The sequence below is a fragment of the Burkholderia perseverans genome, from assembly GCF_022870505.1.
Lineage (GTDB): Bacteria > Pseudomonadota > Gammaproteobacteria > Burkholderiales > Burkholderiaceae > Burkholderia > Burkholderia plantarii.
In genome coordinates this window covers 2995426-3009855 of the sequence record NZ_CP045093.1, presented here as the reverse complement: position 1 = coordinate 3009855, position 14430 = coordinate 2995426, and the positions used below count along the sequence as shown (strand labels likewise).

14 protein-coding genes are annotated in these 14430 nt (G+C 68.3%); 1 reads left to right on the top strand and 13 read right to left on the bottom strand.

Annotated elements, in window-relative coordinates; translation table 11 throughout:
• Positions 1 to 156: 156 nt before the first annotated feature.
• The 4 genes from BpN12_RS12540 to BpN12_RS12525 form a co-directional block, all read right to left on the bottom strand.
• Positions 157 to 891, bottom strand: a complete 735-nt coding sequence (locus tag BpN12_RS12540; RefSeq protein WP_246792903.1) for a hypothetical protein — start codon at positions 889 to 891, stop codon at positions 157 to 159.
• 206 nt (positions 892 to 1097) lie between these two features.
• A complete protein-coding gene (locus tag BpN12_RS12535) occupies positions 1098 to 1274 on the bottom strand; it encodes a hypothetical protein (protein WP_246792902.1) in 177 nt (58 codons plus the stop codon).
• A gap of 125 nt (positions 1275 to 1399) precedes the next feature.
• Positions 1400 to 2878: a M81 family metallopeptidase gene (locus BpN12_RS12530; RefSeq protein WP_246792901.1), complete on the bottom strand. Its 1479-nt coding sequence runs from the start codon at positions 2876 to 2878 to the stop codon at positions 1400 to 1402.
• The gene (locus tag BpN12_RS12525) at positions 2875 to 4179 is read right to left on the bottom strand and encodes an MFS transporter (protein ID WP_246792900.1); all 1305 of its coding nucleotides are present in this window, start codon (positions 4177 to 4179) and stop codon (positions 2875 to 2877) included. Before BpN12_RS12525 ends, BpN12_RS12530 begins: the two co-directional genes overlap by 4 nt.
• A gap of 133 nt (positions 4180 to 4312) precedes the next feature.
• Here BpN12_RS12525 and BpN12_RS12520 point away from each other — a divergent pair, with 133 nt between their 5' ends.
• Positions 4313 to 5263, top strand: a complete 951-nt coding sequence (locus tag BpN12_RS12520; RefSeq protein WP_246792899.1) for a LysR family transcriptional regulator — start codon at positions 4313 to 4315, stop codon at positions 5261 to 5263.
• Positions 5264 to 5362: 99 nt separating this feature from the next.
• Here BpN12_RS12520 and BpN12_RS12515 read toward each other — a convergent pair whose 3' ends face one another.
• The 9 genes from BpN12_RS12515 to BpN12_RS12475 all read right to left on the bottom strand — a co-directional run bounded on the left by BpN12_RS12515 (position 5363) and on the right by BpN12_RS12475 (position 14206).
• A complete protein-coding gene (locus tag BpN12_RS12515; protein ID WP_246792898.1) occupies positions 5363 to 5905 on the bottom strand; it encodes a chalcone isomerase family protein in 543 nt (180 codons plus the stop codon).
• Between the two features lie 10 nt (positions 5906 to 5915).
• Positions 5916 to 7127, bottom strand: coding sequence for an SAM-dependent methyltransferase (locus BpN12_RS12510; protein ID WP_246792897.1), 1212 nt, complete (start codon positions 7125 to 7127; stop codon positions 5916 to 5918).
• Complete coding sequence (locus BpN12_RS12505) at positions 7124 to 7945, bottom strand: DUF1365 domain-containing protein (protein ID WP_246794708.1); 822 nt, start codon at positions 7943 to 7945, stop codon at positions 7124 to 7126. The genes BpN12_RS12510 and BpN12_RS12505 overlap by 4 nt, the downstream gene beginning before the upstream one ends.
• A 125-nt stretch (positions 7946 to 8070) precedes the next feature.
• Positions 8071 to 9372: an NAD(P)/FAD-dependent oxidoreductase gene (locus BpN12_RS12500; RefSeq protein ID WP_246792896.1), complete on the bottom strand. Its 1302-nt coding sequence runs from the start codon at positions 9370 to 9372 to the stop codon at positions 8071 to 8073.
• 257 nt (positions 9373 to 9629) lie between these two features.
• A complete protein-coding gene (locus tag BpN12_RS12495) occupies positions 9630 to 10271 on the bottom strand; it encodes a lipocalin family protein (protein WP_246792895.1) in 642 nt (213 codons plus the stop codon).
• A gap of 54 nt (positions 10272 to 10325) precedes the next feature.
• Positions 10326 to 11420: an SAM-dependent methyltransferase gene (locus BpN12_RS12490; RefSeq protein WP_246792894.1), complete on the bottom strand. Its 1095-nt coding sequence runs from the start codon at positions 11418 to 11420 to the stop codon at positions 10326 to 10328.
• Complete coding sequence (locus tag BpN12_RS12485; RefSeq protein ID WP_246792893.1) at positions 11417 to 12232, bottom strand: DUF1295 domain-containing protein; 816 nt, start codon at positions 12230 to 12232, stop codon at positions 11417 to 11419. The genes BpN12_RS12490 and BpN12_RS12485 overlap by 4 nt, the downstream gene beginning before the upstream one ends.
• A 607-nt stretch (positions 12233 to 12839) precedes the next feature.
• On the bottom strand, positions 12840 to 13601 hold the full coding sequence (locus BpN12_RS12480) for an anti-sigma factor (protein ID WP_246792892.1): 762 nt from the start codon (positions 13599 to 13601) through the stop codon (positions 12840 to 12842).
• Positions 13598 to 14206, bottom strand: coding sequence for a sigma-70 family RNA polymerase sigma factor (locus BpN12_RS12475; protein WP_246792891.1), 609 nt, complete (start codon positions 14204 to 14206; stop codon positions 13598 to 13600). Before BpN12_RS12475 ends, BpN12_RS12480 begins: the two co-directional genes overlap by 4 nt.
• Positions 14207 to 14430: the final 224 nt, after the last annotated feature.

Genomic DNA, 14430 nt, shown 5'->3' with positions numbered 1-14430 from the left:
CGGGCTGGATTCGAGTGGTTGATGCGCGCGGTGCCGGCGGATGATGCTGGCGCCGCGCGATGTTTTTTGGGGTGGCTCGCGCTGGGAGGCGCCCGCCCTCGCGCCGCGGTTTCGTCATTGACCGTGACGTCTGCCATGCATGGCGGCAGGGCCGGTTCACACTGGATCGGCTTGACGATCCATCCCGGTGGCACCGTCGCGCTCTCTCCAGTGTCGATGCGCGCGCGCGATGATCGACTCGCGGTCTACCAGGAGCATTCCCTGGTCTTCCCGGTGCTCGATCTCTTCCGCTTTCGCCCACTCGCGCACGACGTCGAGGTCCACCCCGCTCTCATGAGCGGCACGGCCCGCGGGGATCCAGTATCGCTTTGGCGCGGGATGAGTGAGGCCGACGACAGCGGGAGAGCGATTCGGTAATCGAGCGGACGTTGACCGAACCACGAAGTCCACTGACTCGAACAGGAGCGGCTTGCACGCGCGCAGCAGTTCCTCGGGCCAACCGTCGATATCGATGTCACGGTCCTGAGCACGCAGTGTCAGGGCGCCGCCGGAGTTCGGTCGTGAACCCGGTGCCAGCCGGACCAACTCGCCGGATAGAGCGAACTCCATAGTCCCGGGAGGCCGAGCCGATACGGTTTCGCCGCGGTGCCAATGCAACAGCGAGAACGCGGCGATTTGAAGAGGATCGCCTTCCGCAACGGCGGAGTGGAGCAAAGCGGAAAGATCGGCAGTGGTGGCGCTCCACAAGCGACTGCGGTCGTCTGCACGGCTTTTTGCGATCTCCTGTTTCAGGACACGCGCGAATGCGTCGACAATCAAGTCGTCGAATGCGGCGTCGGAGACGGTGCTCGCAACAAGCGACATGTCTTCATCCGGGGAGGGCGGAGACATGTCATCTCGCATATTCGGCCAGGATGCCAGCGCTTCGATGCATTGCAGGAAACCTCATTGATTGACTGTTCCGCTTGCCCGGCGTTCTCTTACGAGCTGAATCATGTCGGGCAGGTGAACGGCTGCGATTTCATAAGCTTCAACCCATCCGAAAGAAGACATGCGAGTCTCCCGTTGCCGGAATTGCCAATTCGCGCGTCGAGATTTTAAAGACGGCGAATATCGCGCTCGCTGTTTTTATCATCATTCGAGTCTCTGACCGCGAATCGCGAAACGGTCATTTTTATTGCGTTGAAATCAAATGCAATCGCCATGAAGGCGGGAATAAAAAGGGTAGTGCGACGTATGGATTCACCGCACGACCAGACCGCTTGAAGAAGCATCGGATTTTTCCAAGCGGGGCGCGAGAGAGACCTGAGAGAGCCCCGCGCCGAGAGAGACAATGAAGTCGCGGCTCGACATGGCATGCACAGGACGAGCCGCAACTTGTTTGAATATCGCTGGATGACTACGACTTGTTTTTCAGCTTGTAACGCGGGGCGGATCTGACACTGCGGTCCAGTTTGGCCCAGGACAATCGGGCAGGGTCGGTCGCGATGCCGTCTTCCGTTCTGGCGATCAGGATCGCTTCGGCAATGGGCTCGAAGGCGGCACGGAAATGGACCGAACTCTTGTTGACCAGAATCGACATGGTTTCGGGCTCGATGCCGAACAGCCGATAGAGATTCAGGTCGAGCATTTGGGTCTTCGCGGTGCTGACCGCCACCTGGATACCATCGACGCTCAGGCATGCACAGGGGCCGAGACGCATTTCGGCGTTGCGCATCATCGGCCCTTCGAGACGGCAAATGCCGTCGGACAAATGCTCGACGACGAACCTTGCCCGTAACGCGCGTGGCGTTCGAGCCGCCAGCGTCAAATCGAGCGTCGCGCCTACTCCCGCCGCGTGGGCGGCGGCGGCGGCCGACGGATCGCAGAGAATTCCCAGGGCAGTGCGCTCGACGCCATGCCGCAACAGCGCCGCCAGCATCTCCGTCGTGTTCGAATCGGCACCGGCGCCTGGATTGTCGTGCGTGTCGGCGATGACCACCGGCCGGCTTGCCGGCTCCGCCAGTGCAATCGCCTTCAATACCGCATCGTCGGCGCTCAGATAGTCGACACCCCAATCATCTTCGTGGGAGGTCAGTTGCCGGTACAGTTGATTCAACGCCGAGTAGAGCGCCGCGTGGTCCGTCCCGTAGCCCCAGATGGTCGGGCCGCACTCCGGGATGTCCGCGGCGGGAAAGCCCATCGCGATGGAAAGGTCCACGTCGTGCCGTGATTCGAGCATGGCGAGTGCGTCGTAAAGTTCCGCCGCGGGCCGCGCGAACGTCGTCATCGCCTCGATCGGGATCAGAAACGGGCCGTGCCGCATGCCGCGATGGTAGAGCTTCCGGTCCGCGGCGATCTTCATCAGGAGCCTTGCCGCACGCACTCCCGTATCGAACATGTCGACATGCGGATAGGTTCGGTACGCCACGAGCGCGTTGGCGCTTTCGAACATCTGCGCGGAAACGTTGGCATGCAGATCGAGCGTGGCGACGACGGGGACGTCCGGTCCGACTACGTCGCGCACGCGTCGCAGCAGTTCGCCTTCGGCGTCGTCCACGTGCTCCGCGACCATCGCGCCGTGGAGATCGAGAAACACCGCGTCCGCCCGGGATTCGCGCAGACCATCGATGATTTCCCCGACGATTCGCTCGTAGGCGTCGTAGGTCACCGGCCCCGACGGCGTGGCATGTGCCCACAGGCCCGGAATCAGGATGTCGGTGGACGCTTCGAATTCGCTGATGAACCCGCCGATCGCCAGATTGGCGCCCTGCAGTGCGAGTATCGCGTTGCCCCTGACGATGGGGCCGTTGGCACCGCTCGTGAAGTCGATATAGCTGGCCCGGGACGAGACGAACGTATTGGTTTCGTGGAGAAATCCGGAGAGGAAGATTTTCATGATGTTTCGCCTCCCGAACGGCGATCGGAGCCGGTCAACAGCAGTAGAGCACCCAGCGCGAGCAGGGCAACGATGGCGAACAGTCCGGCGGCCGTGTTGCCGGTTGCGTCTTTCAGCTCGCCGATGATCACGGGACTCAGGAAACCGCCGAACAGGCCGATGGAGTTGATGAGCGCGGTGCCGCTCGCTGCGACGGATGGCCGGAGATAGTCGGCCGGGATCGACCAGAAAACCGCGTAGGCGGCGTAGGCCAATGCCGTCGCGAGAGTCGTCGTGACCAGGGCTGCTTCGAACCGGTTGACGAACAAGGCGGCGATCGTGAGCGCGATCGCGCCTCCGGCGGCGGCCATGCCGGTATGGCGACGCCGTTCGAGCAACCGGTCCGACCGTTTTGCGAGCCAGTACATTCCCGCCACGGCGCCGATGTAGGGAATGGCGGAGTACCAGCCGATCGCCACCGCACTCTTGACGCCGCTGGCTTTCAGGATCGACGGGAACCAGAAGCCCACCACGTACACGCCGCAGATCAGGCAGAAGTAGATCAGCGCCAGGCGGTACACGCCAACATCGGTCAGCACGATCTTCAGCTCCTTCCAGCCTTCGCGGCGGGGTTGCCGATCGCTCAGGCGCGCCCGTACCCATTCCCGTTCCGATGGCGTAAGCCACGATGCCGTGTCGGGCGATTCGCTCAACCAGATCAACGCGCAACATCCAAGCAGAACCGCCGGAATGCCTTCGACGAGGAACATCCACTGCCATCCCGCCAGGTTTGCCACGTTGTTGGCATGCACCAGCAGCCAGCCGGAGACTGGTGCCGCAACCACCCCACCGATCGGGGCGGCACCGAGGAGCAGCGCGATCGCACGCCCAAGGCGCTCGCGCGGGTACCAGCGCGAGAGATAGAACAGCATCCCGGGCGCGAACCCGGCCTCGAATACGCCAAGGCAGAAGCGGGCGATATAGAAGCCGGTCGAATTCGTGACGAGCAGCGTCGACATGGAGGCCAGTCCCCACAGCACCATGATTCGACCCAGTGTCAGGCGGGCGCCGATCCGTGTCAGGAGTTGGTTGCTGGGGATCTCGAACAGCATGTAGCCGAGAAAGAAGACGCCGGCTCCGAAGCCGTATGCGGCATCGTTAAGTGAAAGCGCCTGCTGCATCTGCAGTTTCGCGAATCCGATATTGACCCGATCGACATAGGCGACGGCATAAGCCGCGGCAAGGAACATCAACACATGCCGGTCGATCTTTCGATAGGTACCGGCGACTTCCGTGGAATCAGCGGCTAACACGTTGAACATCCATGCCCTCGATATTCAGAATCGCTTTTCAAGCATTGCGATTGCAACGCAGGCGTCAACTGTAGCGATAATTAGAGGATGGATGCATATCATCTGACGGGCCTGGGTGTTGCGCAATCACGCAACACCCGGCATGGATAACATAATCAATTCAAAAAGAGAGATGGAAGCTCCCACAAGCAGGCAATTGGAATATTTTGAAGTGGTGCTTGCCGAAAGATCCTTTCGAAAGGCTGCTGACAGGATGCAGGTTGCAGCATCGGAAGTGAGCCGGCAGATTCAGCGCCTGGAAGCGCAAACCGGCTTGCACCTGTTCGATCGCGGTCCGACGGGAGTCGCACCGACGGAACAGGCTGCTTGCCTGGAGCGGTATCGTCGCGGATGCGAAGCGACATATGAATCGCTGCGGAGCGAACTCGACGCGCTGCGTTCGATGACCAGCGGCCACGTGATTCTTTCCGCCAGCGAAGGCGTCATTCCAGCGTTGACCGAGGAGATACTCTGGGCCTTCAGGCGGCAACATCCGCACGTCAGGTTCACGCTGAACCTTCGCGCCACCGGTGAAATCGTGGAGGATGTCAGGCGGGACGCGGCGCACATCGGGATTGCCTACAATCCGCCGTCTTCCGAGGGGATCGCGGTCCACCGCACCGCCATTCACCATGTCGTCGCAGCGATGCGGCCTGATCATCCGCTCGCCGGGCATTCCGGGCCGGTCACGTTCGGCCGGGCGATTTCCTATCCGTTCGCCACCATGCCCGTGATGTACGGCCTGGGCGGAACGATCGAGATGCTCGCGCGCGGAGAGACGGTGCGATACCAGCCGAGCCTGGTGGGAAATACATTGGATATCCTGCGGCGCTTCGCTCTCGCCGGTATGGGATTGTCGTTTTTGACGGATTATTCCATCACGGATGAGGTCGCCGCCGGTCGTCTGATCGGCAAGAAAATCGATCACCCGTCGCTGGGCCGGCAAAGCGTGCAACTTCTCGTGAACTCACAGAGAACGCTGCCCTATGCCGCGCAAAATCTCTTGCGGTTTATCGAGGCGAGGATGTCCACGTTCGAATCAAGCGATGATTGATTCATGTGCGCGCCGTGAGATCGGTTTTTGAATCGACACGTGCCGCACTCGACACGGTGATCGTCTCTGGTTCGCCCATGCAGCGCGTCAGCCGCTCGGCTAACGTGTGCGGTCGTGCCCGCCCAGCAGTTCCTCCCGCAACCCGCGCGCCCGCGTGCGCGGATCGAGCCAGATGCCGAAGAACGCGCGCGCGAACGCCGGGTCCGCGATCTCGGCGGTCGGCTTGTCGTTCGCGTAGAAGCGGACACCGTGGCCGGGCAGGAACACGCCGCACAGCGTGTCGCCGGCCTCCACGTCGCCGATCGCGCCGCGCAGCTCGGTGCGCCACGCATCGAGCGTCGCAGGAGGCAGCTCGCTGCCGCCGAGCCGGCGCATCTCGGCCGCGCCGGCATCGGCGATGCGCGCGCCGCTCAAGTGCCGCCGATAACTCAACGAAAGCGCAAACGGCGCATCCCACGACAGCATCGCGCTCGGCGCCACGAGCCGCGCGTCGTACAGGCAGAAGCCGAGTACGCAGAACGTGCCGGCGCCAAGCGTGCGCGCGTCCGGCACCGCGTCACGGCAGCCTGCCGCGTGAGCGGCGGCCAGCGCCGCGAGCAGCAGGCTCGCGACGGCGCAGCGCGGCACGGCCGCCAGCCACATCGCGCGCCCCTCACACCGGCCGGCCGACCACGAAATGCATCACGTCGGTCTTGCGCTCGGCGAAGCCCGCCTCGCAATACATCAAATACAGCCGCCAGGTGCGGATGAAGAACTCGTCGAAGCCCTGCGTGCGTACCGCGTCGCGGCGCGCGTCGAACGCCTGCCGCCAGGCGCGCAGCGTGAGCGCGTAGTCGGCGCCGAACGCCAGCGTGGGCGCGGCGGCGAGGCCCGCCGCGCGCGCGGCGTCGGCGAAGCGCTCGGGACTCGGCAGCATGCCGCCGGGGAAGATCGTCTCGCGGATGAAGTCGCTGGAGGCGCGGTAGGCCGCGAAATGCGCGTCGTCGATCGTGATCGACTGCACCAGCGCACGCGCGCCGGGCGCGAGGCAGCGGTCCAGCGTCGCGAAGTACTCGGGCCAGAAAGCCTCGCCCACCGCCTCGAACATCTCGATCGAGACGATCGCATCGTACTGGCCGTGCGCGTCGCGGTAGTCGCGCAGTTCGAGCCGCGCGAACGCGCCGAGCCGCGCATCGTGGATGCGGCGCTGCGCGAACGCGTGCTGCTCGGCCGAAATGGTGAGCGCGTGGACGTGGATGCCGAGCCGAGCCGCATGCTCGGCGAAGCCGCCCCAGCCGCAGCCGATCTCGAGCACGTGCATGCCGGCGCGCAGGCCGAGCGTGTCGACGATGCGCTGGTACTTGGCGGCCTGCGCGACGTCGAGCGCGCGCGTGGCGTCGCCGTCGTAGAGCGCGCCCGAATAGGTCCAGGTGGGATCGAGCCACAGCCCGTAGAACGCGTTGCCGATGTCGTAGTGCGCATGGATGTTGCGGCGGCTGCCGGTGCGCGAGTTCGCGCGCAGCCGGTGGCGCAGCGCATACCAGAGCCGCGCCGCGTGGCCGCCCGTGACGGCCGGCGCGAGCGCGGCCTCGTTGCGGATCGCCAGGCGCAGCAGCGCGACCGGGTCCGGCGAATCGAGCCACGACGCGCGCCACGCATCGGCGAAGCCGATGTCGCCGGCCCGCAGGATCGCGCGGCAGGCGCGCCAGTCCAGCATCTTCAGCGCCGCCGCGGGCCTCGCGTGCGGATCGCCGAACAGGTGGTGCGCGCCGTCGGGCGTCTCCAGCGTCAGGTGCCCGACCCGGATGCGCGCGAGCAGCGCGAGGAACAGGCGGCCCGCGACAGGGACGTGGGACCGGAACGTCAGGGTGCGCAGCAGGTTCATGAGCGAGCCTCGGGATCGGAAAGGGACGGACGGTGCGGCGCCGGCGGCGTGGCGGCGGGCGTGGTTTCGGGCGTAGTGGATGCGGGTGACGGATCGATGGGCGGCGCGCTGCCGAAGAACGGCACGCGCTTGAGCGCGAGCCGCAGCGCCTGCCAGTGGATCCGCACCAGCACCGTGAACATGCCGAACGGCTGGCCGAGCAGCGCGCGGGCGACGCGCGCGGCCGTGAGCGGCTCGGCGCGCATCGCGAGCGCGGTGCGGATCAGCAGGCCGTGGCGGTCGTGATAGTCGATCTCGACCACGCTGCGCGCCGCTTCGCGCCGCACGCGGAACACGTAGTGGCCTTCGACGCGGCAGAACGGCGAGACGTGAAAGGTCTTGCGGCAGGCGAGCGGGCGGCCGTCGCCGATCGGCGCGTGACCGGGCGCCGAGAGCAGATAGCCGTGCCGGGCGCCGAAGGTGTTGCGCACCTCGGCGTACAGCGCGCGCAGCCGGCCCTCGCGGTCGTGGCAATACCAGAACGCGACCGGGTTGAACGCATGGCCGAACACGCGCGGGATGGCCTGCAGCCGGATCGCGCCGTCGGCCGGGATGCCCGCGTCGGCCAGCGCGCCGCGCAGCCATGCATCGAGCGGGCTGCCGTCGCGCGGGCCATGGTCGCGCTGCCACAGCGCGACGGGCGCGGGCCGGTCGACGCCGAACCAGCGGCGCGGCAGCGCGTCGAGCCGGGCCACGTCGCAGTCGATCTGGAACAGCGGATAGCGGAACGCGTGGCGCACCGGGCGCAGGCGTTCGTGAACGACGCGGCCCGTCAGCAATCGCGCGTCGGTGTCGGCGGCGCTCGTGGTGTTCGTGGTCGCGCCGCAGTCGGGCGCCGGGCGCGCGCGGTCCTGCCCGGCACGGGGCCGCACGTCGAGCGTCGTGCCGCGCGGCCGGCCCGGCTTCACGGCACCGCCCAGGCCGGCAGCGTGCCGAAGTCTTGCGCGACGCGCAGCGCCGAGCGCAGCCCGTCCTCGTGGAAACCGTAGCCGGTCCAGGCGCCGGCGAACCAGGTGCGGCGGCGGCCCTGCAGGTCGGGCAGACGCTGCTGCGCGTCCACGGCCGCGCGATCGAGCAGCGGATGCTCGTATTCGTAGCAGCCGAGTACGCGGCCGGGCTCCGGATCGTCGATCGGGTTCAGCGTGACCACCACCGGCGTGTCGAACGGCAGCGGCTGCAGCCGGTTGATCAGGTAGCTGACGCAGACGGGCCGCGCCTCGTGCGCGGCGCCCGCGCGGCCCAGGTAGTTCCAGGCCGACCAGACGCGGCGGCGGCGCGGTAGCAGCGCCGCATCGGTATGCAGCAGCGCGACGTTGCGCTGGTAGCGCACGGCGCCCAGCACGGTACGCTCGGCATCGCTCGCGTCCTGCAGCAGGCGCAGGCTGGTGGGCGCGTGGCAGGCCAGCACGAGCTGGTCGAAACGCTCGGGGCCGACCGCGTCGGTATGCACCACCACGCCGTCGTGGTCGCGGCGCACGGCGCGCACCGGCGAGCGCGCGCGCACGTCGTCGAGCATCACCGCGATGCGCGCCACGTACTCGCGCCCGCCGCCCGCCACGGTCTTCCATTTCGGCCGGCCGTTCACCTGCAGCAGCGCGTGGTTGAGGCAGAAGCGCAGGAACGTCTCGGCCGGGAAGCGCAGGATGTCGTTGACCGCGCTCGACCAGATCGCGGCGGCCATTGGCAGCAGATAGTGATCGCGGAACGGCACGCCGTATCCGCCGGCCGAGAGCAGCTCGCCCACCGTGAGGCCGCCGCGCTTCGCGCGCGCGAGGTTGGCGTCGGCCGTGCGGTTGAAGCGGGCGATGTCGCGCAGCATTGCGATGAACGGCGGCGAGAACAGGTTGCGGCGCTGCGCGAACACGGTGGCGAGGTTGGTGCCGGCCCATTCGAGGCGGCCGTCGCCGATCGACACCGAGAACGACATGTCGGTGTCGTGGGTTCCCACGCCGAGCTCGTCGAGCAGCGCGATCAGGTTCGGATAGGTGCGCTCGTTGAAGACCAGGAAACCCGTGTCGACGGGATGGCGCTGCCCGTCCAGCTCGATGTCGACGGTATGCGTGTGCCCGCCCAGCTTCCCGTTCGCCTCGAACAGCGTGACCCGATGGCGGCGCGCGAGCAGATAGGCGGCGGCGAGCCCGGCGATGCCGGCGCCGACCACGGCGATCCGTTGTCCGGCGGGGACGGGGGCGTGCACGAGTGACATCGGCTGCGATCTCCTGAGGCGGGTGGCCGGCACGATTGCCGGCGTCGGGAGATATACGGGCGCGCGCGCCGGATGGATGCAGGAGCGGTGGGTTCGGGGGAGCGGGGGGAGCCGGGAGCGCGAGGCAGGCCAGCGCGGGCTTGCTACCGGGGCGCGGGCCACGGCGGCGCCGGACCGGCCTCGCGCCAGGCGGCGTGGCCGCGGCATACCGGGGGGCGGGGCGTTATCCGCGCAAGCCGCAGCCGCTCGGCGCGACGTCAGCCGGCAACCGCCTCGAAGCCCTCCCTCCCGAGCTGCTCGCGTTTCTGCGGCACGCGCAGAAAGCGCGAGGTGTCGTAGCCGAACGCGTCGAAGCGCGCGAGCAGGCCGTGGTAAGTGGCGTCGTCGAGTTCGGGCTCGCGCGCGAACACCCAGCCGAGGTGCTTGCCGCGATAGCCGAGCAGCGTGGTGCGATAGTCGGGATCGACGAACAGCGTCAGCTGGCTCACGTGGATCGGCCAGAGCAGCCGCACGCGCCATTCGCCGCCGCCCGGCAGCGCGGTATCGACGAAGTGGTAGCGGCGCTCGGGGCCGTCGAAGCCGCGCCGCGCGATGAAGCGGTCGTCGATTCGGCCGTCGGGGCGCAGCGTCCACTCGGCGCGGCTCGCCACGAAGCCGCGCTCGGCCCAGTACGGCAGGTGCGCGATCACGTACCAGCGTCCCATGTAGCGCGGCAGGTCGACCGGCACCGGCACGAGCGGCAGGCCGGCGCGCGGATTCGGATTGGGTGGCGCGTCGTGGCAGGCGGCGCCGAGCACGGCGGGCGCCGCCGCCAGCGCAAGCAGCGCGCGGCGCCGGGCGGGATCGGCTGGTGCTCCCACCGCTCCCGGCGGCTCCGGCGGCTCCGGCGGGCGCGTCATGGCCGCTCCAGGCAGGCGGTTGCGCGTGCCGTCACCGTCATTCAGCGGCCGCGCTCACGCGCCGAGCGCCGAGCGCTTGTCGAACAGGTAGTGCGCGACGCCCCATTCATGGCCGCGCCGGAACCCGAACAGCCCCGCCACGGCCATGTAGAACATGCGCCAGCGCTGGAACACGATCGGCGCGTCGTCGCCGAACGCCTCGCGCAGCTCGGGCATGATCTGCTCATGCGCGGCGTCGAGCGAGGCGAGCCAGTGGTTCGCGGTGCGCGCGTAATGGGTGCCGTCGAGCCACCATTGCCGCTGCACGTGCAGGTGATCCTGGAAGCGCAGCAGCAGGTCCGCCGACGGCATCGTGCCGCCGGTGAAGAAGTGGCGCGACATCCAATCGCTGCCGTCGCGCGCGGTGAAGTGATAGGCCACGAGCCGGTGCGCGAACAGGTGGACGAACAGCTTGCCGTCGTCGTCGAGCCAGTGCGAGATCTTCGCCAGCAGCGCGCGGTAGTTCTTCATGTGCTCGAACATCTCGATCGACAGCACGCGGTCGAAGCGCGCGTCGGCCGCCGCGAATTCGAAATCGACGATGTTGCCGGTGACGATCTTGAGGTTCGTCAGGCCGCGCTCGGCCGCGCGCTGCTCGATGAACGCGCGCTGGCTCTGCGAGTTCGACAGCCCGACGATCTGCGAACCCGGATAGCGCTCGGCCAGCCACAGCGACAGCGCCCCCCAGCCGCAGCCGAGATCGAGGATGCGCTGGCCGTCGGCCAGCTCGGCGCGCTCGGCGTAGAGCGCGAGCATGGCGTCCTCGGCGTGCGCGAGCGTGTCCTCGCCGGTCGGGAAGTAGCAGCACGAGTACTTGAGGCGCGGGCCGAGATGGGCCGCGAAGAAGCTGGCCGGCATCTCGTAGTGCTGGCGGTTGGCCGCCTGCGTGTCGATCGCGATCGGGCTGCGGTTCAGCTCCTCGACGAACGCGTTCAGCGCGTTGGCGCGCACCTCGTCGTCGTCGACGTGCTCGGCACGCAGCCGCTGCCACAGCAGCGCCGCGATGCCGCCGCGGATCACCGAATCGGACACGCGACCGCGCTCGCAGTAGCGGATCAGCCAGCTGTCGCGGTCGGCGGCGGATTTCGAATCGAGGGTGGTCGCTGTCATGATCGTGGGCTCCGTTCTTGTGGGTCGTTATGGTCGGCCGCGCGCGGCGGCCACGGGATGAGCGCGCTCGTCGTGCGGATGTAGTCGCGATAGCCGGCTCGCGAGCGTTGCAGGTGGGCTTCGAGCATCGGAATGCCGGACACGCGCAGCAGCAGCCACGCCATCAGGCACGGCGGCGCGAGCGTGAGCCAGCCCCATGGCAGCCCGATCGCGAGCGCCGTGTAGGCGAGCCAGTGCAGGCATTCGAAGAAGTAGTTCGGGTGCCGCGAATAGCGCCACCAGCCGGCGCGGCACACCTGGCCGCGGTGCGCCGGATCGGCCGCGAAGCGGCGCAGCTGGCGGTCGGCCGAGGCTTCGCCGGCCACCGCCGCGAGCCAGATCGCGACGGCCGCGACGAATGCCGCCGGCGTTGGCGTCTCGGGGCGATAGGCCGGCACCAGGAATGCGATCGCAAGCAGCATCGACACCACCGCCTGCAACTGGAAGAAGCCGAACATGCGCGCGGGCGCGGCAGCGCCCCATTGTTCGCGCAGCGCGTGGTAGCGCGCATCCTCGGCGTGGCCCGCGTTGCGGCGCAGCAGATGCGCGGCCAGGCGCAGGCCCCAGAGGCCGCCCGCGATCGCCACGAACGCGCGGCTGGCCGGCGCGCCGGTGCCGGCCACGGCGACGTAGACGGCCACCGCGCCGAGCATCGCGGCCCAGACGGGATCGATCAGCCCGGCGTTGCGCGAGCGCAGCTGGTGGAGCCAGACGGCGGTGAAGGCGGCGCTGGTGGCGATGAAGGCCAGCGCGACGGTGGCGGCGATGGGCATGCGAACTCCCGCGGGTGAAAACGGGGAGATACGGAGCCGGGGCCGGCCCGGATGCGGGGCGCAGGGCGTCAGCGTGCGTGGCGCGCGGTTCGCTTCGGGTGAAATGAAAACGCTGCGCATCGCCTCTCCTGGCGAAGGAATGCTTCCATTTTCATTAAGTGCAGCCGGAGGTCAATACGGGGGAATGCTCAGCCGAAAGCGGCAGGATCGGCCGCGCCGTTGACGGGGACGAAACAGCCCGGCGATTGATTCGGGGTGCGATCGGTGGATCGGGCGGTTGATTGGGTATCCGTAACAGTTGGCGTGCTGCGGCGCGGTATCGCCGCGCGGCGAAGCGGGGGGGAGGGGCATGCGGATTTTACGGGCGTGGCTTGTGGCGGTGCGGCAGGCACTGGCACACTGGCCGGCGCCAAATTTCATGGCCGCGACGGGAGGCAGGCGACGCGTGCCGTCGAGGAAAATGCGTCAGCGGTGGCGGAGACGGATAGCAATAAAGATACCGACCGTGACGGGACGCAGCGGGAGAAAACGCTGCTCGACGGCATACGGGGGCGCCCACCGGAAACCCAATGTGGACTGGATCGGGGCCCGCGAGAGGCGCCGTCCTTCAAGCCTCGTGCATCGTCCCCGTGGCGATCACCGGCCCGGTCGGCTGGCCGGTCGGCGAGCCGCCCACCGGTTCGACCGACACCGCCAGCACCGCGCGCGCGCTCAGCTGCGCGACGATCTCGGGCGGCAGCGCCACCGCGGCCGGCGCGTCGGCCGCGAACACGCCGAGCGGAATCGGTTTCGCGTTCGGCGGGATCAGCCAGAGCTCGGTCGAGCGGTTCGCCGCGATGGTCGGCTTGTCGGCCGGCACTACCAGCATCTGCGCGCGCCGCAGGTCGACCGTGGCGGTCCAGTGCGCGACGCCGTCCGGACGCGCGATGGTGGCCACCATGTAGCCGGCGCCCGGCCGGGCGGCGGTCTGCGTGCCCGGCACCGTGGCTTCGTGGCGCGCGGTGGTCAGCGTCACGGCCACCAGCGCGACGGTGGCGAGGCTCGCACCGATGCCGAGCCAGCGCCAGAAGCCGAGGTGGTTCCACCAGCCGCCCGCGCCGCGCTGGCCGTCGCGCGCGGCGGCTGCATCGCGCGCCGGCAGGAAGCCGAGATCGCGCCGGATCCGGGTCCAGACACGCGGCGACGGCACGATCGGCAGCACGTCCTCGGCCAGCGGCGCGAAGCGCGCCTGCCAGCGCGCCAGCATCGCCGCGAGCGAGGGATCGGCGGCGGCCTCGTGTTCGAGCGCGCGGCGCGCGTCGGCGTCGAGCACGCCGAGCGCGTATTCGGCGCAGCGCAGCTCGGGATCGGAGTGGGCGGGCGTATTCATCGTTCGAGGCACAGCTTCAGCTGCGTCAGGCTGCGCCGGATCCAGCTCTTCATGGTGCCGAGCGGCACGCTGAGCCGTTCGGCCAGTTCCGCGTAGGTCGCGCCGCTGAAGAACGCGTCGCGCACGGCATGGCGCTGCGGCGCGCCGAGCTGGTCGAGGCAGTCCTGCAGGCGGCGCCGTTCCTCGCTGGCTTCGGCGAGCGCGGCGGGCGAGGGCGTGTCGTCGTCGGGCAGGTCCTGCGCGGCGCTATCGTCGAGCGGGGTTTCGCGGTGCTGGCGCAGCCGGTCGATCGCGCGGTTGCGCGCCAGCGTGACGAGCCAGGTCATCGCGCCGGCGCGCGCGGGATCGAAGCTGTCGGCGCGGCGCCATGCGCTGGTGTAGACCTCCTGCAGGATGTCCTCGGCCTCGCCGGTGTCGTGCAGCATCCGCACGATCACGCCATAGACGCGCGACGAGGTCAGGCGGTAGAACTCGGCGAATGCCTGCTGGTCGCCCTGCGCCACGCTCAGCAGCAGCTGGTTCAGGCGTTCGCGGCGCGCGGCGCCGGCATCGCGGGCGGCGTCGTCGGGATCGGGACTCTCGGCACGGCCGGGCGTGTCGTTCATGGAGGGCGGGACGCGCGGCGCGCGTGAGCGGACAGGGCTGTCGAAATATAGCACTCCGGCCCCCGTTGCAGGGCCGGATATTCGGCAGGCGAGTCGCGCGTGGGCGGGCATGGTCGGTTTCGCTGAAGGTTGGCCTGGACAGATACGGACGCCGAAACGAGCGGGATGCATGCGCGGCGGGGAATCGCTGCGAGGCGCGGCGTTCGAGGACGGACGAGGCGGCC